Consider the following 13398-nt stretch of genomic DNA (forward strand, 5'->3'; position numbering starts at 1 on the left):
TAGCAGCCAATTTCATTCAAAACCATGTCCTCCAACCATCCCTCCGGCGCCGACCGCGAGTTCGGCTTTGGCACCCGCGCCATCCACGCCGGCGCCCAGCCCGACCCCGTGACCGGCGCACGCGCCACGCCCATCCACCAGACGACGAGCTTTGTGTTCGACAACGCCGAGCACGCCAGCAGCCTGTTCAACCTGCAGACCTTTGGCAACGTCTACAGCCGCATCAGCAACCCCACGGTGGCGGTGTTCGAGGAGCGCATTGCGAGCCTCGAAAACGGCCGTGCCGCACTGGCCTGTGCCAGCGGCATGGCCGCGCAGATGGCGGCGCTGCTGGCCATCCTGAAGACCGGGGACCACATCGTGGCGGCCAGCACGCTGTATGGCGGCACGGTGGGGCAGCTGGGCGTGGGCTTCGCGCGCTTAGGGATAGAGACCACCTTTGTGGACCCGGCCGACCCCGAGAACTTTGCCCGTGCCATGCGCACCAACACCCGCGCCGTGTACGGCGAAACCATCGGCAACCCGCTGGTCAACGTGCTCGACATCGCCGCCGTGGCCGAGGTGGCGCATGCGCACGGCGTGCCACTCGTCATCGACAACACCGTGGCCAGCCCCTACCTGTGCAACCCCTTGCAGCTCGGCGCCGACATCGTGGTGCACAGCGCCACCAAGTACATCGGCGGCCACGGCACCACCATGGGCGGCGTGGTGGTGGAGGGTGGCAAGTTTCCGTGGGACAACGGCAAGTTCCCCGAGATGGTGGAGCCCAGCCGCGCCTACCACGGCGTGAAGTTCTACGAGACCTTTGGCGACTTTGGCTACACGATGAAGGCGCGCATGGAGGTCAACCGCACCTTCGGCGGCGTGCTTTCGCCCATGAACGCGTGGCAACTGTTGCAGGGCGCCGAGACGCTGCACCTGCGCATGCGCGAGCACTGCCGCAATGCGCTGGCCGTGGCGAAGTTTTTGCAGAGCCACCCACAGGTGGCGTGGGTCAACTACCCCGGTCTGGCGGATTCGCCGTACTACGATCTGGCGCAAAAGCAGTTTCGTGCTGTGGACGGGGCGCCGGGCGCCTCGGGCATCCTCACGTTCGGCGTGAAGGGGGGCGCTGCGGCGGGCGAGAAGTTCATCGACGCCTGCGAGTTCCTGAGCCACCTGGCCAACATCGGCGACGCCAAGACGCTGGTGATCCACCCCGCATCGACCACCCACCGCCAACTGAGCGAAGAAGAGCTGGCCCGCGCTGGCGTGAGCGCGGACATGGTGCGGCTGTCGGTGGGGATCGAGGATGTGGACGACATTCTGTGGGATATCGACCAGGCGCTGGGACGCGCAACGGCCTGATCGCCCCACGGGCTACACGGGGCTGACCGGCGCGCCCAAGCGCTGCGACAAACTGCGCGCTGCCTCGCGCAGGTGCTGCGCCGCCGGGCTGGCGGACCCGGTCTGCAGCGTGGCGCTGGGGCCGATCACGGCGATGCACAGCACCAGCTGCCCGAACCCATCAAACACGGGCGTGGCCAGCGCGCTGATGCCGGGCAGCAGCTGGTCGGTCACTTCGCTGATCTGGTGCTGGCGCACAGCCTCCAGCTCGGCCGCAAATGCGGGCTCATCCAGCGCGCCCGCGAACCCTTCGGCCGCCAGCGCAGCCGCAGCGCGCTCGCGCGGCCCGAAGGCTGCAAACACCTTGCCCGTGGCCGTATGCCGCACCGAGGCCGTGGTGCCATGGCGCATGGCCACGTACACGGCGGTGGGGCCTTCTTCCACACGGATGATGGTCGGGCCGTTGTCGCCCCAGACCGAGGCCGACACGGTGTAGCCGATGCGCTGGGCCAGCGCGGGCAGCTCGGCAATGGCCAGGCGCACCGGGTCCACCTGCTGCAGGCTGATCAGGCCGAGCTGCATGGCCAAGGGGCCCAGGCCGTAGTGGCCGCTCACGGCGTCCTGCTCGATCAGGCCCAGCTTGCCAAAGCTCACCAGGTAGGGGTGGGCCTTGGCGGCCGTCATGTCGGCCGCGCGGGCCAGGTCCTTGAGCGCCATGCGCCGGCCGGTGCGCGCCAGCACCTTCAGCAGCTGGCCGCCCACCTCCACGCTCTGGATGCCGCGCGGGCTGCGGGGCGTGTCTTCGTCGTCGGCGGGGGGCAGGTCGGGGGTCGTCGTGGGCATGGGGCGATTGTCCACGCAGCGCAGCATCCACCACCCCCTCGGGTTTACACCTAAACAAATGCGTTAGACATGAACGAATTTCTTGCCTAACATCAACGCATTCCGTTTAGATAAACGCATTCACCATTAACAAATCACCACCATGAGCACCGTCAAAACCTTTGCCTCCGCCGCCGACCTCGAAGTGAAGAAGGTGAGCTTCGACAAACTCTCCGACCACGCCTATGCCTACACGGCCGAGGGCGACCCCAACACCGGCATCATCATTGGCGACGACGCGGTGATGGTCATCGACACCCAGGCCACGCCCGTGATGGCGCAGGACGTGATCCGCCGCATCCGTGAGGTGACGGACAAGCCCATCAAGTACGTGCTGCTCTCCCACTACCACGCGGTGCGCGTGCTAGGTGCAAGCGCTTACGGTGCCGAGCACATCATTGCCAGCGAGGACACGCGCGACCTGATCGTGGAGCGCGGCCAGTTTGACAAGGACAGCGAGATCGGCCGCTTCCCCCGCCTGTTCCAGAACGTGGAGAGCGTGCCGGACGGCCTGACCTGGCCGACCATGACCTTCAACAAGAAGATGACGTTGTGGCTGGGCAAGCTGGAGGTGCAGATCCTGCAACTGGGCCGGGGCCACACCAAGGGCGACACGGTGGCCTGGCTGCCGCAGGAAAAGATCCTGTTCAGCGGCGACCTGGTGGAGTTCGACGCCACGCCGTATGCGGGCGATGCGTACTTCCAGGACTGGCCGCAGACCCTGGACAACCTGGCGGCACTCAAGCCTGAAAAGCTGGTGCCCGGCCGGGGCGCCGCGCTGCAGACGCCCGAGCAAGTGCAGGCGGGCCTGGCGGGCACACGCGCCTTCATCAGCGACCTGTACGAGAGCGTGAAGGCCAGTGCTGCGAAGGGTGAAGACTTGCGCAAGGTCTACGAAGCCACCTTCGCCAAGCTGCAGCCCAAGTACGGCCACTGGGTCATCTTCAACCACTGCATGCCGTTTGACGTGACCCGGGCGTACGACGAGGCCACGCAATACCCCGACCCACGCATCTGGACCGCCGAGCGTGACATTCAAATGTGGAAGGCTTTGGAAGGCTGAGCCGCCGAGGTTGGAGGAGACAAAAACATGAACCCCAGAGACATTCCCACCGAAGCCTTCCACGCCAGTGGCGCCGAGGTGCAGGCCATCGACTTCGGCTATGTGCGCTCGCCCGACCAGGACCGCGCCACGCCCGCACAGCACCCCATCGTGCTCATCGGCGCGGGCCCCGTGGGCCTGTCGCTGGCCATTGACCTGGCCCAGCGCGGGCAGCGTGTGGTGGTGCTGGACAACGACCACAAGCTCTCCATCGGCTCGCGCGCCATCTGCTTTGCCAAGCGCACGCTGGAGATCTGGGACCGCCTGGGCGTGGGCCAGCGCATGGTGGACAAGGGCATTTCGTGGAACCTGGGCAAGGTGTTCTTGAAGGACGAGCAGCTGTACGAATTCAATCTGCTGCCCGAAGAAGGCCACGAGCGCCCCGCCTTCATCAACCTGCAGCAGTACTACGCCGAGGCCTACCTGGTGGAGCGCGCGCTGCAGTTGCCGGGCATCGACATCCGCTGGCACAACAAGGTCACTGCGGTGGAGAGCCGCGCGGACGGCGCGCTGCTGAGCATCGACACGCCCGAGGGCGCCTACCAGATGGATGCGCAATGGCTGGTGGCCTGCGACGGCGCACGCTCGCCCACGCGGCAGATGCTGGGGCTGGAGAGCAAGGGGCGCATCTTTCAGGACCGCTTCCTGATCGCAGACGTGAAGCTGGCTGACGAGGCGAACTTCCCGACCGAGCGCTGGTTCTGGTTCGACCCACCCTTTCATCCCAACCAGAGCGTGCTGCTGCACCGCCAGCCCGACAACGTCTGGCGCATCGACTTCCAGCTGGGCTGGGACGCCGACCCCGAAGAAGAAAAGAAGCCCGAGAACATCATTCCGCGCGTGAAGGCGCTGCTGGGCGCAGATGCGCAGTTTGAGCTGGACTGGGCGAGTGTCTACACCTTTGCCTGCCTGCGCATGGACCAGTTCGTGCACGGCCGCGTCATCTTTGCGGGCGACAGCGCCCACGGCGTCTCGCCCTTTGGCGCACGTGGCGCCAACAGCGGCGTGCAGGACGCGGAGAACCTGGCCTGGAAGCTCGATTGGGTGCTCCAGGGCCGCGCGAGCCCCGCACTGGTGGGCACCTATGGCCCCGAGCGCGAATACGCGGCCGATGAGAACCTGTGCAACTCCACCCGCGCCACCGACTTCATCACGCCCAAGAGCGAGGTGAGCCGCCTGTTCCGCGACGCGGCACTGCACCTGGCGCGTGAACACGCCTTTGCACGGCGCATCGTCAACAGCGGGCGCCTGTCGGTGCCGGCCACGCTGCACCAGTCGCCGCTGAACACGCCGGATACCGACACCTTCGTGAGCACGCAGGTGCCCGGCGCCGTGTTGCTGGACGCACCGTTGACGAAGCAGGGCCAGCCCACCTGGCTGCTGCGCGAGCTGGGGCCGAACTTCACGCTGCTGGTGTTTGGCCCGGCACCCACCTGGGCGCGTGGCCTGCCCGGTGTGAAGGTGCTGCAGATCGGCATTGATGTGATCGACCACCAGGCGCTGGCCGCCCAGCGGCTGGATGCGCTGCCGCGCACCGTGTACCTGGTGCGACCCGACCAGCATGTGTGCGCACGCTGGCGCACGCCCACCGAAGCGGCGGTGCGCAGCGCACTGGCCCGTGCCACGGCCACTGCATGACAAGGAGCCAAAAACCATGCTGAACACCGCACCCAACCTGCAGGCCTGCGACGACTTTTATGAAGCGCTGATCGCAGCGCACCAGGGCCTGTCCACACCCGAGAGCCACGCCATGAACGCGCGCCTGGTGCTGCTGCTGGCCAACCACATCGGCGACCAGGCCGCGCTGCAGCACGCGCTGCAACTGGCGCGTGGCAGTGCCGTGCCCACAGCCGACCGGCGCACCACCCCCGCCATCACGCCCGTGGTGCCCACCCACGCGGTGGCGGCCTAGCCTCACTTTTTTACCCCACAGCTCCAGCACCGCGCAGACGGTGCGGGGCCTAGGCTTTGCTTTTTTTTTTACAACACCACGGAGACAACACCATGCAGCGCAAGCAATTCCTCGCCACCCTTGCCGGGCTGGCCCTGGCCACCACCCTCCCCCTGGCCCACGCCCAGGACACCAAACCGCTTGAATGGGTGGTGGGCTACGCGGCCGGTGGCGGCTCAGACATCGTGGCGCGCACGATTGCCGAATCGATGTCGGCCACGCTGGGCCGCCCCATCGTCATCAACAACAAACCCGGCGCGGGCACCAACATCGCGGCCGAGTACAGCGCGCGCAACAAGGACTACGGCAACCTCATTTTCTCGGCCGACTTCGCCACGCTGGCGGCCAACCCGTTTTTGTTCAGCAAGCTGAGCTACAACGCCGAGAAGGACTTTCAGCCTGTGGGCCTGCTGGTGCGCTTCCCTATGTTCCTGGTGGTGTCCAACAACGTGCCCGCCAAGAACTTGAAGGAGTTCATGGCCTGGGCCAAGGGGATGCCCGATGGCGTGAACTGGGCTTCCGCCGGGCCGGGCAGCCCGCACCACCTGGTGGGCGAGCTGTTCCGCGAGCAAAGCGGGCTCAAGCTCACGCATGTGCCCTATCGCGGCGCGGCCCCGGCGATTCAGGATGTGATCGGCGGGCAGGTGCCTGCGATGTGGATCGACAGCGCCACGGTGTACCCATTTCTCAACGGCGGCAAGGTCAAGGCCATTGGTGTGGCCAGCCCGCAGCGCGTGACGACCATGCCCGATGTGCCCACGATGTCCGAACAGGGCCTTCAAGGGTTTGAAGGTTTTGCATGGCAGGGCCTGGTGGTACCCACGGGCGCATCGGCCGATGTGGTGGCCAACTTCAGCAAGGCATTGCAGACAGCCCTGGCCGACACGCGCACCAAGGCCCGCCTGCAGGCCCTGGGTGTGGAGCCCATGCCCGGCACGGCCGCCCAGATGGGCAGCTTTGCGCGCACCGAGCGCGAAAAGTGGGGCCGAGTCATTACGAAGGTGGGCGTGAAACTCGATTAACTCCCTGAACGGCTGCGCCGGTTTCCCCCGGAGGGGACGCCATCCGTGGCCTGGCAGCGCCAGTTCCACGGTGGCGCAGGCAAATGCCACGCTCCTGTCGCAGGGCACTCAGCGGCTGCGTGCCAGCCGCCGCTTGCGCTGCAGGGCGGGCGCCAGCCACAGCAATTGCACGGTGGCATAACCCAGCGCCGCCATCACCAGGCCCAGCGTGGGCAGGCCCACCAGCAGCGGTGTGCCCAGGGCCTGCATCCAGGCGCCCAGCGCCTGCACCGAGAAGTCTCCGCCCGGCACCACGCTACTCCACGCGGGCAAAGTCTGGGTGCCCGGCATCACCAACGCGCCCAGATAGAAGGCCAGCGCATACAGCGGCACGGTGGTGAGCGGATTGGTATAGAACGTGGCCACCCCGCCCGCCACGATGTTGCCGCGCAGCCAGGCGCAGACCAGCAGCGTGCCCGGAATCTGCAGCGGCCCGGGGATCAGCCCACAGAACAGGCCCGCCGCCACCCCGCGCGCCAGGGGCTGGCGCTGAAAGCGAAACAGCTCGCGCCGCTCCAGCCAGGGGCGCAGGCGGATGAGCCAGTCCCGGTCCAGGTGTGCGCGGGCGCGTGGCTCCAGGGCGCGCAGCCAGCGGCGCAATGAACAAAGCATCTGGCTTACCACTGCACTCAGTCCTTGCGCGGCAGGGCCGGAGCGCCATGGGCGCTTTCGCCCGAACTGCGCAGCGACAGGAAGATCGAGCCAGCAATCAGCGACGCCGTCACCAGCAGCGCATAGCCGATCGGGATCTTCACAAAGTCGATGAGCAGCATCTTGCCGCCAATGAACACCAGCACCAGCGCCAGGCCATAGGCCAGCAGGTGGAAGCGGTTGGCCAGGTCAGCCAGCAGGAAGTACAGCGCACGCAGGCCCAGGATGGCAAAGATGTTGGCCGTGAGCACGATGAACGGGTCGCTGGTGATCGCGAAGATGGCCGGGATGCTGTCCACCGCAAAGATGATGTCGGTGGTGCCGATGAGCACCAGCACCACAAACAGGGGCGTGAAGTGCTTGACGCCGTTGATCATGGTGGAGAGCTTCTCGCCATCGAACTGGTCGGTGATGCGAATGCGCTTCTTCAGGAACTTGAGCACCGGGTTGGTGGCGATGTCAGGCTCCTGCCCAGCGGCAAACCACATCTTCACGCCGGTGACGACCAGGAACGCACCGAACACATACAGCAGCCAGTGGAAGGTGGCCAGCAGCCAGGCACCTGCCAGGATGAGCAGCGTGCGCAGCACGATGGCACCGATGATGCCGATGATGAGCGCGCGCTTCTGGTACTGCGGCGGCACGGCAAAGTAGCTGAACAGCATCAGGAAGACAAAGATGTTGTCCACCGATAGGCTCTTTTCGACCAGATAGCCGGTGATGAACTGCATCGAGACGGTGTTGGCAATCTCACGGCCCTGGCTTCCGTCCAGGTACCACCACAGAATGGCCACAAACACAAACGCCAGCGAGAACCACAAAAGGCTCCAGCGCGCGGCCTCGCCCATGGTGACCTTGTGCGCGCCCTGGCGCTCCATGACCAGCAGGTCGACGCCTATGGCAATGACCACGAAGACGGCAAATCCCGCCCACATCCACCACGTTCCGATCGTTTCCATCGATTTTCTCCAAAGATGCCCTCACACGTCCGGGCAAGCCGGACGCCCAAGCCCCGGACTGTAGGGGCTGATGTACTTCTTTAAAACCTGTTATCACAGTAGTATTGGTTCGGTTTTTACGAACCAAACCCTTTTCCCTCGGAAGAACCCATGAGCCAGAGCTTCAACTACCGCCATCTTTTCTACTTCTGGGTGGTGGCCAAGGAGGGCGGTATCGCCCGCGCCGCCGAGCGGCTGGACATGGCCATGCAAACCATCAGCGCCCAGGTGCGGGAGCTTGAAAAGTCGCTGGGCGTGAGCCTGCTGCGCACCGAGGGCCGCAACCTGGTGCTCACCGATGCGGGCGTGGCCGCGCTGCACGAGGCCGACCACATCTTTGCGCTGGGCGAGCTGCTGCCCGTGCGCGTGCGCGAGGCGGCCACCGGCCAGACGCTGCGCCTGAACCTGGGCATCTCCGACGGCATTGCCAAGCTGGCCGTGCACCGGCTGCTGACCCCCGTGCTGGACGAGCCGCACCTGCGCCTGCTGTGCCACGAGGGCGAGTTCCAGCCCCTCTTGGGCGAGCTGGCGCTGCACAAGCTCGACGCGGTGCTGGCCGACCGCGCCGCGCCCCCCAACCCGGCGCTGCGCACCACCAGCCAGTTGCTGGGCAGCAGCGCCATCGCCTGGTACGCGCCGCCGCTGTGGGCCGAGGCGGCGGCCAACAACTTCCCCCACAGCCTGGCCGTGGTGCCCGTGCTGCTGCCCACCGACCACGCCGCCATGCGCGCGCGCATCGACCACTGGCTGGAGCGCGAACGCATCCGCCCACGCATCGCGGGCGAGTTTGAAGACAGCGCCCTCTTGAGCACCTTTGCCGCCACCGGCATGGGCGTGATGCCCGCGCCGGTGTCGCTGGGCGAGCACCTGGCACAGACCCACGGGCTGGTGCAGGTGGGTACCGCACCCGACGTGCAGGAGCAGTTCCACCTGATCTACAGCGCCCGCAAGGTGATGCACCCGCTGCTCACGCGGCTGCTGGAGGCGGGGAGCAGCGGATCACTCCTGAATTGATAGCAATCAGCACTTACCCAGCAGGCGCAAGAGGCCAAAAGCCTTGTAGTCAGCGCAAAAAAGCTCTGGTTCCCTTCAGTCGCGCCCTGCCCGCTCGATGTGCAAGGCAGCCGATGCCGGGTCGGAAAAGCACAGCTCATGGCTGCCCGGGCACTCCACCAGGCGGAACAGGCCCAGCCGCTCCGACAGGCGCGGGTGCCAGGGCAGGCTGTGCGGCAGCGCAGTGTCCTGCTGCGCGTTGAGGTAGCTCTTGCCCACCTCCAGCGCGGCCAGCGGCACGGGCAGTTGCGCGGGTTCGGTGAAGGTGCGGTAGGGATGGGGGTTGAGCAGCGCGTAGGTGCTTTGCGCCAGGGCCTCGTCGGCATCGTTGATGAAGGCCTCGCGCCAGATGGGGTACGGCAGCATCACGGCATTGCCGTTGCTGGCCGCCACCTGGTCGAACAGCGCGCGGTAATGCGGCGGCACCAGGTCGTTCAGGCATTCGCCTGGCTGCGGCACGAAGGCGTTCCAGTACACCAGGCGGCGGATGCGCCCAGGCAGACGCGCGGGCATGTGGCTGATGACCATGCCGCCGTAGCTGTGGCCCACCAGGCGCACGTCGGTCAGGCCCTGGCCTTCGATGAAGGCCGCAAGCGAATCCACCGCGTCGGCCAGGCCCGTGGCCTCGCGGTCGTCGCCAGGGTTGTTGCCCGCGAGCGTGGGGCAGTGCACGGTGTGGCCGCGCGCGCGCAGGTGGGTGGCGGTGGCTTCCATTTCGGCACCGGTGTGCCAGGCGCCATGGACCAGGACATAGGTATCCGGCATGTGTGTCTCCTTGGGGTTGTGTTGCAGGACTGGGCAATCCGCCCTGCCGCTACCTTAGAAACACCCGGTGGCACGGAATGGCCCGCGCGTGCCAGCCTGCTGTGCTGGATGTGCCAGAGCGCTCACCCACAGGCCAGCGCGGCCGTCTCAACGCTTGGCCTCATTCCGTTTCCAAATCATTCGTGTCTAGGCGCGAAGCCACAGACAGTGCTGTAGCACGGCAAGGCGAAGCAACAACGACACGGATGATGTGGAGACGGAATCAGCCGCCGCGCCGCCACTGCGCGGGCGACATGCCCATGGCGCGCTGGAAGGCGCGCGCGAAATGCGAAGGGTCGGCAAAGCCGCAGCGCCGCCCAATCTCGCCCACGGCCACATGGGCCAGCTGGGGGCGGCGCAGCAGCTCGCCTGCACGCGCCAGGCGCAGTTCGCGCAACGTGCCCGCAAAGGTGTGGCCCTGTGCCGCAAAGGCCCGGTGCAGGGTGCGCAGCGACACGCCCGCCTCCTGCGCCAGCGCCGGGGCCGAGAGGCCCGGCTGGTCGATGCGCGCCCGCAGCAGCGCACACAGATGGGCATGCAGGCTCCGCGCAGCCGTGGGGGCCGGTGGCTGGGGCGGCTCCAGCGCCGCGCACAACAGCGCCCCCAGGTGGTCGGACAGCAATGCTGGCGGCAGGGCCTGCGCCGAGGCCGGGTCACGCGCCAGCTGCACGGCCAGCGCCCCCAGGCTCTGGCCCCAGCCCTGGTCGCGCCAGGCCACACGCAGCCCGGGCGCCTCTGCCTGCTGCAGCCACTGCCCCACCCAGGCGCGCGGCAGCTGCAGCGACACACAGTGCACGCCTTCAGGAAAGTGCAGTTCGTAAGGCCGTGCCGAATCCAGCAGCACCACATCGCCCGGGCGCAGGTGGGCCACATGGCCATCCTGGCGCACATGCCACGCGGTTTCGGCCTGGCCGATCAGGTAGAAAGGCAGCTGGCGGCTGCGCGCAATGCCTACGGGCGTGCGAAACACGTCCTGGGTGGAGGCGCGCACGCGGTTGATGGACAACGTATCCACCGGCAGGCTTTGCAGCTCCCCGCCAAACAGAGGCGCATCGCGGGAGCTGCAATCCATCTCCAGAAACGCCTCGCAGATCGCGCCCACCCAGTAGTCCAGGCGCGCTGGCGGCGCTACCACGTCGGTGGTCCACTGGCGCAGAGCAGCGTTGGACGAAGGCGCAGGGGCGGCGGCAGGCATGGCGCCCAATCTACCGGCAAGCGTGCCGGGCAGGCAACAGGGCAAGCCCTCCCGCCCACACTCCTGACGACCTGCCTGCCAGGCTCAGCGCTGCGGCATGTCCTTCACCGAATACCCCAGGCTCACCGTGGCATCGTCAGGAATGGCGGGCATGGACGCATTCCACGCCTCCCACGCGGCGCGCATGGCCTGCAGGCGCTCGGATTCCACGGGCGCGCGGTTGGCGCGCTCACGTTCATCGTCGGCCAGGTTGAACAGGTAGTCGTTGCCGTCCACCCGCAGGTACTTCCACACGCCCTGGCGCATGGCGCGCTGGCCCCGGTGGTTCATGCGCCAGAACAGCGGGGGTTCGTCCAGCGCCGCCGCATTGCGCAGCAGCGGCATCAGCGAGCGGCCGTCCAGCGGGTAGTCGGGCGCAGCGGCCACGCCCGCCGCATCCAGCATGGTGGCCGACCAGTCCATGGTCATGCAGGTCTGCGCGCTCACGCCGCCGGGGGCGATCACTGCGGGCCAGTGCGCGATCCAGGGCACGCGGATGCCGCCTTCGGTCAGGTCCATCTTGCCGCCCACCAGCGGCCAGTTGTCCGAGAAGCGCTCGCCACCGTTGTCGCTGGTGAACACCACCAGCGTGTCGCGCGCCAGGCCCAAGGACTGCAGCAGCGCCATGATGCGGCCGATGCCCTCGTCCATGTGGTGGATCATGCGGCGGTAGGTCTCGATGTTGCCGCCATGCAGGTGAAACAGGTTCGTCTTCACCTCCTGCGCCAGCGCCTCGTCATCGCGCGTCTCCCACGGCCAGTGGGGCGCGGTGTAGTGCAGGCTCAAGAAGAACGGCGTGCCCGCCTGCGCGCCCGGCGCCATGCGCTGCACGTAGTCGAGCGCGTGGTCGGTGATGAGGTCGGTGAGGTAGCCGTCCTGCTGCTTTTCTTCCTCGCCCAGGTACAGGTCGTGCGTGCCGTTGGAGCTGCAGTGGGTGAAGTAGTCCACCCCGCCCGACATGGGGCCGAAGAACTCTTCGTAACCCGAGCGCAGCGGCCCAAACGCAGGCGGGTAGCCCAGGTGCCACTTGCCCATCAGCGCGGTGCGGTAACCCGATGCGCGCAGCAGCGACGGCAGCGTGGGGTGCTCGGGCGGCAGGCCCAGCGTGGTGCTGCCTCGGCTCTTGCTGTTGATGGGCTCCTCGGCCGCGCCGCGCAGGCGGTACTGGTAGCGCGCGGTCATCAGCGCAAAGCGCGTGGGCGAGCAGACGGGGGAGTTGGAGTAGCCCTGCGTGAGCTTGAGACCGTTCGCCGCCAGCTGGTCGAGCACCGGCGACACGGGGCCAAACGCCGCGTCGCGCCCGCCGTAGCAGCCCAGGTCGGCATAGCCGAGGTCGTCGGCGACGATGAAGATGATGTTCGGGCGGGTGGTCATGGTTTGAAGCCCGAGCGCTGCACGACCGGCGCCCATTGCGCGCGGTAGGCCTTGAGCATGGCTTCGGTCTGCGCCATGGTCGCCACCACGGGCTCCATCTTGGCGGCCTCGAACTTGCGCTGGGTGTCGGGGTCTTTCATCACCTCGTGGATCAGCGCGGCCAGGCGTTCGGCTTGCGCTTTGGGCATGCCCATGGGCGCGAAGAAGGTGTTCCATCCGGTCGCAGCCAGGTCCAAACCGCTTTCCTTGAAGGTGGGGATCTTTCCATCCAGCGCGCTGCGCTTGGCACCCGACACCGCCAGGATGCGGATCTTGCCCGCTTCGTGCTGGGGCAGGAGGGTGTCAAACGTGTCGAACGCCACGGGCACCTGGCCGCCGAGCAGGTCGTTGAGCAGCGGCGCGGAGCCCCGGTAGCCCACCACCTCGGCGCGCACCTTGGCCGCGTCGCCCACCATCAGGCCAAAAAAGTGCGGCAGGCTCCCGGTGGCAGGCACGCCGAAGTTGGCCTTGTCGGGGTTGGCGCGCAGCCAGGCCAGCAGGTGCGGTAGCTCCTTGACGGGCACGGCGCTGCCCACAGCCACGCCAAACTCGTAGCTGTTGACATGGCTCACGGGGCGGAAGTCGCGCTCGGGGTCGTAGCCTGCGTCGGGGAACACCAGGGGCGCCACCAGCATCACGGCAGGGTTGGCCAGCAGCAGCGTCGGCTGGTGGGCGGGCGCGGCTTTGACGGCCTGCGCCGACAACCGGCCGCCCGCGCCGGTCTTGTTCTCCACGATCACGGGCGTGCCGAGCTTGCTGCCCAGCTTGTCAGCCACGATGCGGGCCACGCGGTCGGTGGAGCCGCCGGGGGCGTAGCCCACCACGATGCGCAACGGGGCTTCCTGCGCTTGCGTGATGGAGGCGGCCAGGGCCAGCGCTATGGCCAGTACAGAAGAAAGGGGTTTGCGCATCGTCGAAAAGTC

At 67.1% G+C, this 13398-nt stretch carries 13 protein-coding genes; 6 read left to right on the plus strand and 7 right to left on the minus strand.

Annotation, left to right across the window (positions count from 1 at the left end; all coding sequences use genetic code 11):
* Positions 1 to 24 precede the first annotated feature (24 nt).
* On the plus strand, positions 25 to 1347 hold the full coding sequence (locus C8C94_RS15355; protein WP_121421329.1) for an O-acetylhomoserine aminocarboxypropyltransferase/cysteine synthase family protein: 1323 nt from the start codon (positions 25 to 27) through the stop codon (positions 1345 to 1347).
* 12 nt (positions 1348 to 1359) lie between these two features.
* Here C8C94_RS15355 and C8C94_RS15360 read toward each other — a convergent pair whose 3' ends face one another.
* Positions 1360 to 2169 (minus strand): IclR family transcriptional regulator, encoded by an 810-nt coding sequence (locus tag C8C94_RS15360; RefSeq protein WP_121422895.1) that lies wholly within the window; start codon positions 2167 to 2169, stop codon positions 1360 to 1362.
* Positions 2170 to 2311: 142 nt separating this feature from the next.
* On the opposite strand from C8C94_RS15360, the gene C8C94_RS15365 reads away from it, so the two are divergent.
* The 4 genes from C8C94_RS15365 (at position 2312) to C8C94_RS15380 (ending at position 6283) form a co-directional block, all read left to right on the plus strand.
* On the plus strand, positions 2312 to 3271 hold the full coding sequence (locus C8C94_RS15365) for an MBL fold metallo-hydrolase (protein WP_121421330.1): 960 nt from the start codon (positions 2312 to 2314) through the stop codon (positions 3269 to 3271).
* Positions 3272 to 3298: 27 nt separating this feature from the next.
* Positions 3299 to 4948 (plus strand): FAD-dependent oxidoreductase, encoded by a 1650-nt coding sequence (locus C8C94_RS15370; protein WP_121421331.1) that lies wholly within the window; start codon positions 3299 to 3301, stop codon positions 4946 to 4948.
* Between the two features lie 16 nt (positions 4949 to 4964).
* Positions 4965 to 5222, plus strand: a complete 258-nt coding sequence (locus C8C94_RS15375; RefSeq protein WP_121421332.1) for a DUF2783 domain-containing protein — start codon at positions 4965 to 4967, stop codon at positions 5220 to 5222.
* Between the two features lie 92 nt (positions 5223 to 5314).
* Positions 5315 to 6283 carry a tripartite tricarboxylate transporter substrate binding protein gene (locus tag C8C94_RS15380; protein WP_121421333.1) on the plus strand — a complete coding sequence of 323 codons (969 nt, stop codon included), beginning with the start codon at positions 5315 to 5317 and terminating at the stop codon, positions 6281 to 6283.
* Between the two features lie 108 nt (positions 6284 to 6391).
* Here C8C94_RS15380 and C8C94_RS15385 read toward each other — a convergent pair whose 3' ends face one another.
* Complete coding sequence (locus C8C94_RS15385; protein ID WP_121421334.1) at positions 6392 to 6934, minus strand: DUF2062 domain-containing protein; 543 nt, start codon at positions 6932 to 6934, stop codon at positions 6392 to 6394.
* A 17-nt stretch (positions 6935 to 6951) separates the two neighbouring features.
* Positions 6952 to 7932 (minus strand): TerC family protein, encoded by a 981-nt coding sequence (locus tag C8C94_RS15390; protein ID WP_121421335.1) that lies wholly within the window; start codon positions 7930 to 7932, stop codon positions 6952 to 6954.
* 150 nt (positions 7933 to 8082) lie between these two features.
* On the opposite strand from C8C94_RS15390, the gene C8C94_RS15395 reads away from it, so the two are divergent.
* Positions 8083 to 8985, plus strand: coding sequence for a LysR family transcriptional regulator (locus C8C94_RS15395; RefSeq protein WP_121421336.1), 903 nt, complete (start codon positions 8083 to 8085; stop codon positions 8983 to 8985).
* A 75-nt stretch (positions 8986 to 9060) separates the two neighbouring features.
* On the opposite strand, the gene C8C94_RS15400 is transcribed toward C8C94_RS15395, so the two are convergent.
* The 4 genes from C8C94_RS15400 to C8C94_RS15415 form a co-directional block, all read right to left on the minus strand.
* On the minus strand, positions 9061 to 9789 hold the full coding sequence (locus tag C8C94_RS15400; protein WP_121421337.1) for an alpha/beta hydrolase: 729 nt from the start codon (positions 9787 to 9789) through the stop codon (positions 9061 to 9063).
* A 262-nt stretch (positions 9790 to 10051) separates the two neighbouring features.
* The gene (locus C8C94_RS15405; RefSeq protein WP_121422896.1) at positions 10052 to 11023 is read right to left on the minus strand and encodes a helix-turn-helix domain-containing protein; all 972 of its coding nucleotides are present in this window, start codon (positions 11021 to 11023) and stop codon (positions 10052 to 10054) included.
* A gap of 84 nt (positions 11024 to 11107) precedes the next feature.
* Positions 11108 to 12436, minus strand: coding sequence for a sulfatase (locus C8C94_RS15410; RefSeq protein ID WP_121421338.1), 1329 nt, complete (start codon positions 12434 to 12436; stop codon positions 11108 to 11110).
* Positions 12433 to 13386: a Bug family tripartite tricarboxylate transporter substrate binding protein gene (locus tag C8C94_RS15415; RefSeq protein ID WP_121421339.1), complete on the minus strand. Its 954-nt coding sequence runs from the start codon at positions 13384 to 13386 to the stop codon at positions 12433 to 12435. Before C8C94_RS15415 ends, C8C94_RS15410 begins: the two co-directional genes overlap by 4 nt.
* Positions 13387 to 13398: the final 12 nt, after the last annotated feature.

This window comes from Acidovorax sp. 94 (assembly GCF_003634645.1).
GTDB classification, from domain to species: Bacteria; Pseudomonadota; Gammaproteobacteria; order Burkholderiales; family Burkholderiaceae_C; genus Acidovorax; species Acidovorax facilis.

What these genes read in the sequence shown, in the direction of transcription:
- C8C94_RS15375 (WP_121421332.1), top strand. Translation starts at nt 4,965, where the DNA reads ATGCTGAACACCGCACCCAACCTGCAGGCCTGCGACGACTTTTATGAA.
- C8C94_RS15360 (WP_121422895.1), bottom strand. Translation starts at nt 2,169, where the DNA reads ATGCCCACGACGACCCCCGACCTGCCCCCCGCCGACGACGAAGACACG.
- C8C94_RS15395 (WP_121421336.1), top strand. Translation starts at nt 8,083, where the DNA reads ATGAGCCAGAGCTTCAACTACCGCCATCTTTTCTACTTCTGGGTGGTG.
- C8C94_RS15355 (WP_121421329.1), top strand. Translation starts at nt 25, where the DNA reads ATGTCCTCCAACCATCCCTCCGGCGCCGACCGCGAGTTCGGCTTTGGC.
- C8C94_RS15405 (WP_121422896.1), bottom strand. Translation starts at nt 11,023, where the DNA reads ATGCCTGCCGCCGCCCCTGCGCCTTCGTCCAACGCTGCTCTGCGCCAG.
- C8C94_RS15365 (WP_121421330.1), top strand. Translation starts at nt 2,312, where the DNA reads ATGAGCACCGTCAAAACCTTTGCCTCCGCCGCCGACCTCGAAGTGAAG.
- C8C94_RS15370 (WP_121421331.1), top strand. Translation starts at nt 3,299, where the DNA reads ATGAACCCCAGAGACATTCCCACCGAAGCCTTCCACGCCAGTGGCGCC.
- C8C94_RS15385 (WP_121421334.1), bottom strand. Translation starts at nt 6,934, where the DNA reads ATGCTTTGTTCATTGCGCCGCTGGCTGCGCGCCCTGGAGCCACGCGCC.
- C8C94_RS15410 (WP_121421338.1), bottom strand. Translation starts at nt 12,436, where the DNA reads ATGACCACCCGCCCGAACATCATCTTCATCGTCGCCGACGACCTCGGC.
- C8C94_RS15400 (WP_121421337.1), bottom strand. Translation starts at nt 9,789, where the DNA reads ATGCCGGATACCTATGTCCTGGTCCATGGCGCCTGGCACACCGGTGCC.
- C8C94_RS15380 (WP_121421333.1), top strand. Translation starts at nt 5,315, where the DNA reads ATGCAGCGCAAGCAATTCCTCGCCACCCTTGCCGGGCTGGCCCTGGCC.
- C8C94_RS15390 (WP_121421335.1), bottom strand. Translation starts at nt 7,932, where the DNA reads ATGGAAACGATCGGAACGTGGTGGATGTGGGCGGGATTTGCCGTCTTC.
- C8C94_RS15415 (WP_121421339.1), bottom strand. Translation starts at nt 13,386, where the DNA reads ATGCGCAAACCCCTTTCTTCTGTACTGGCCATAGCGCTGGCCCTGGCC.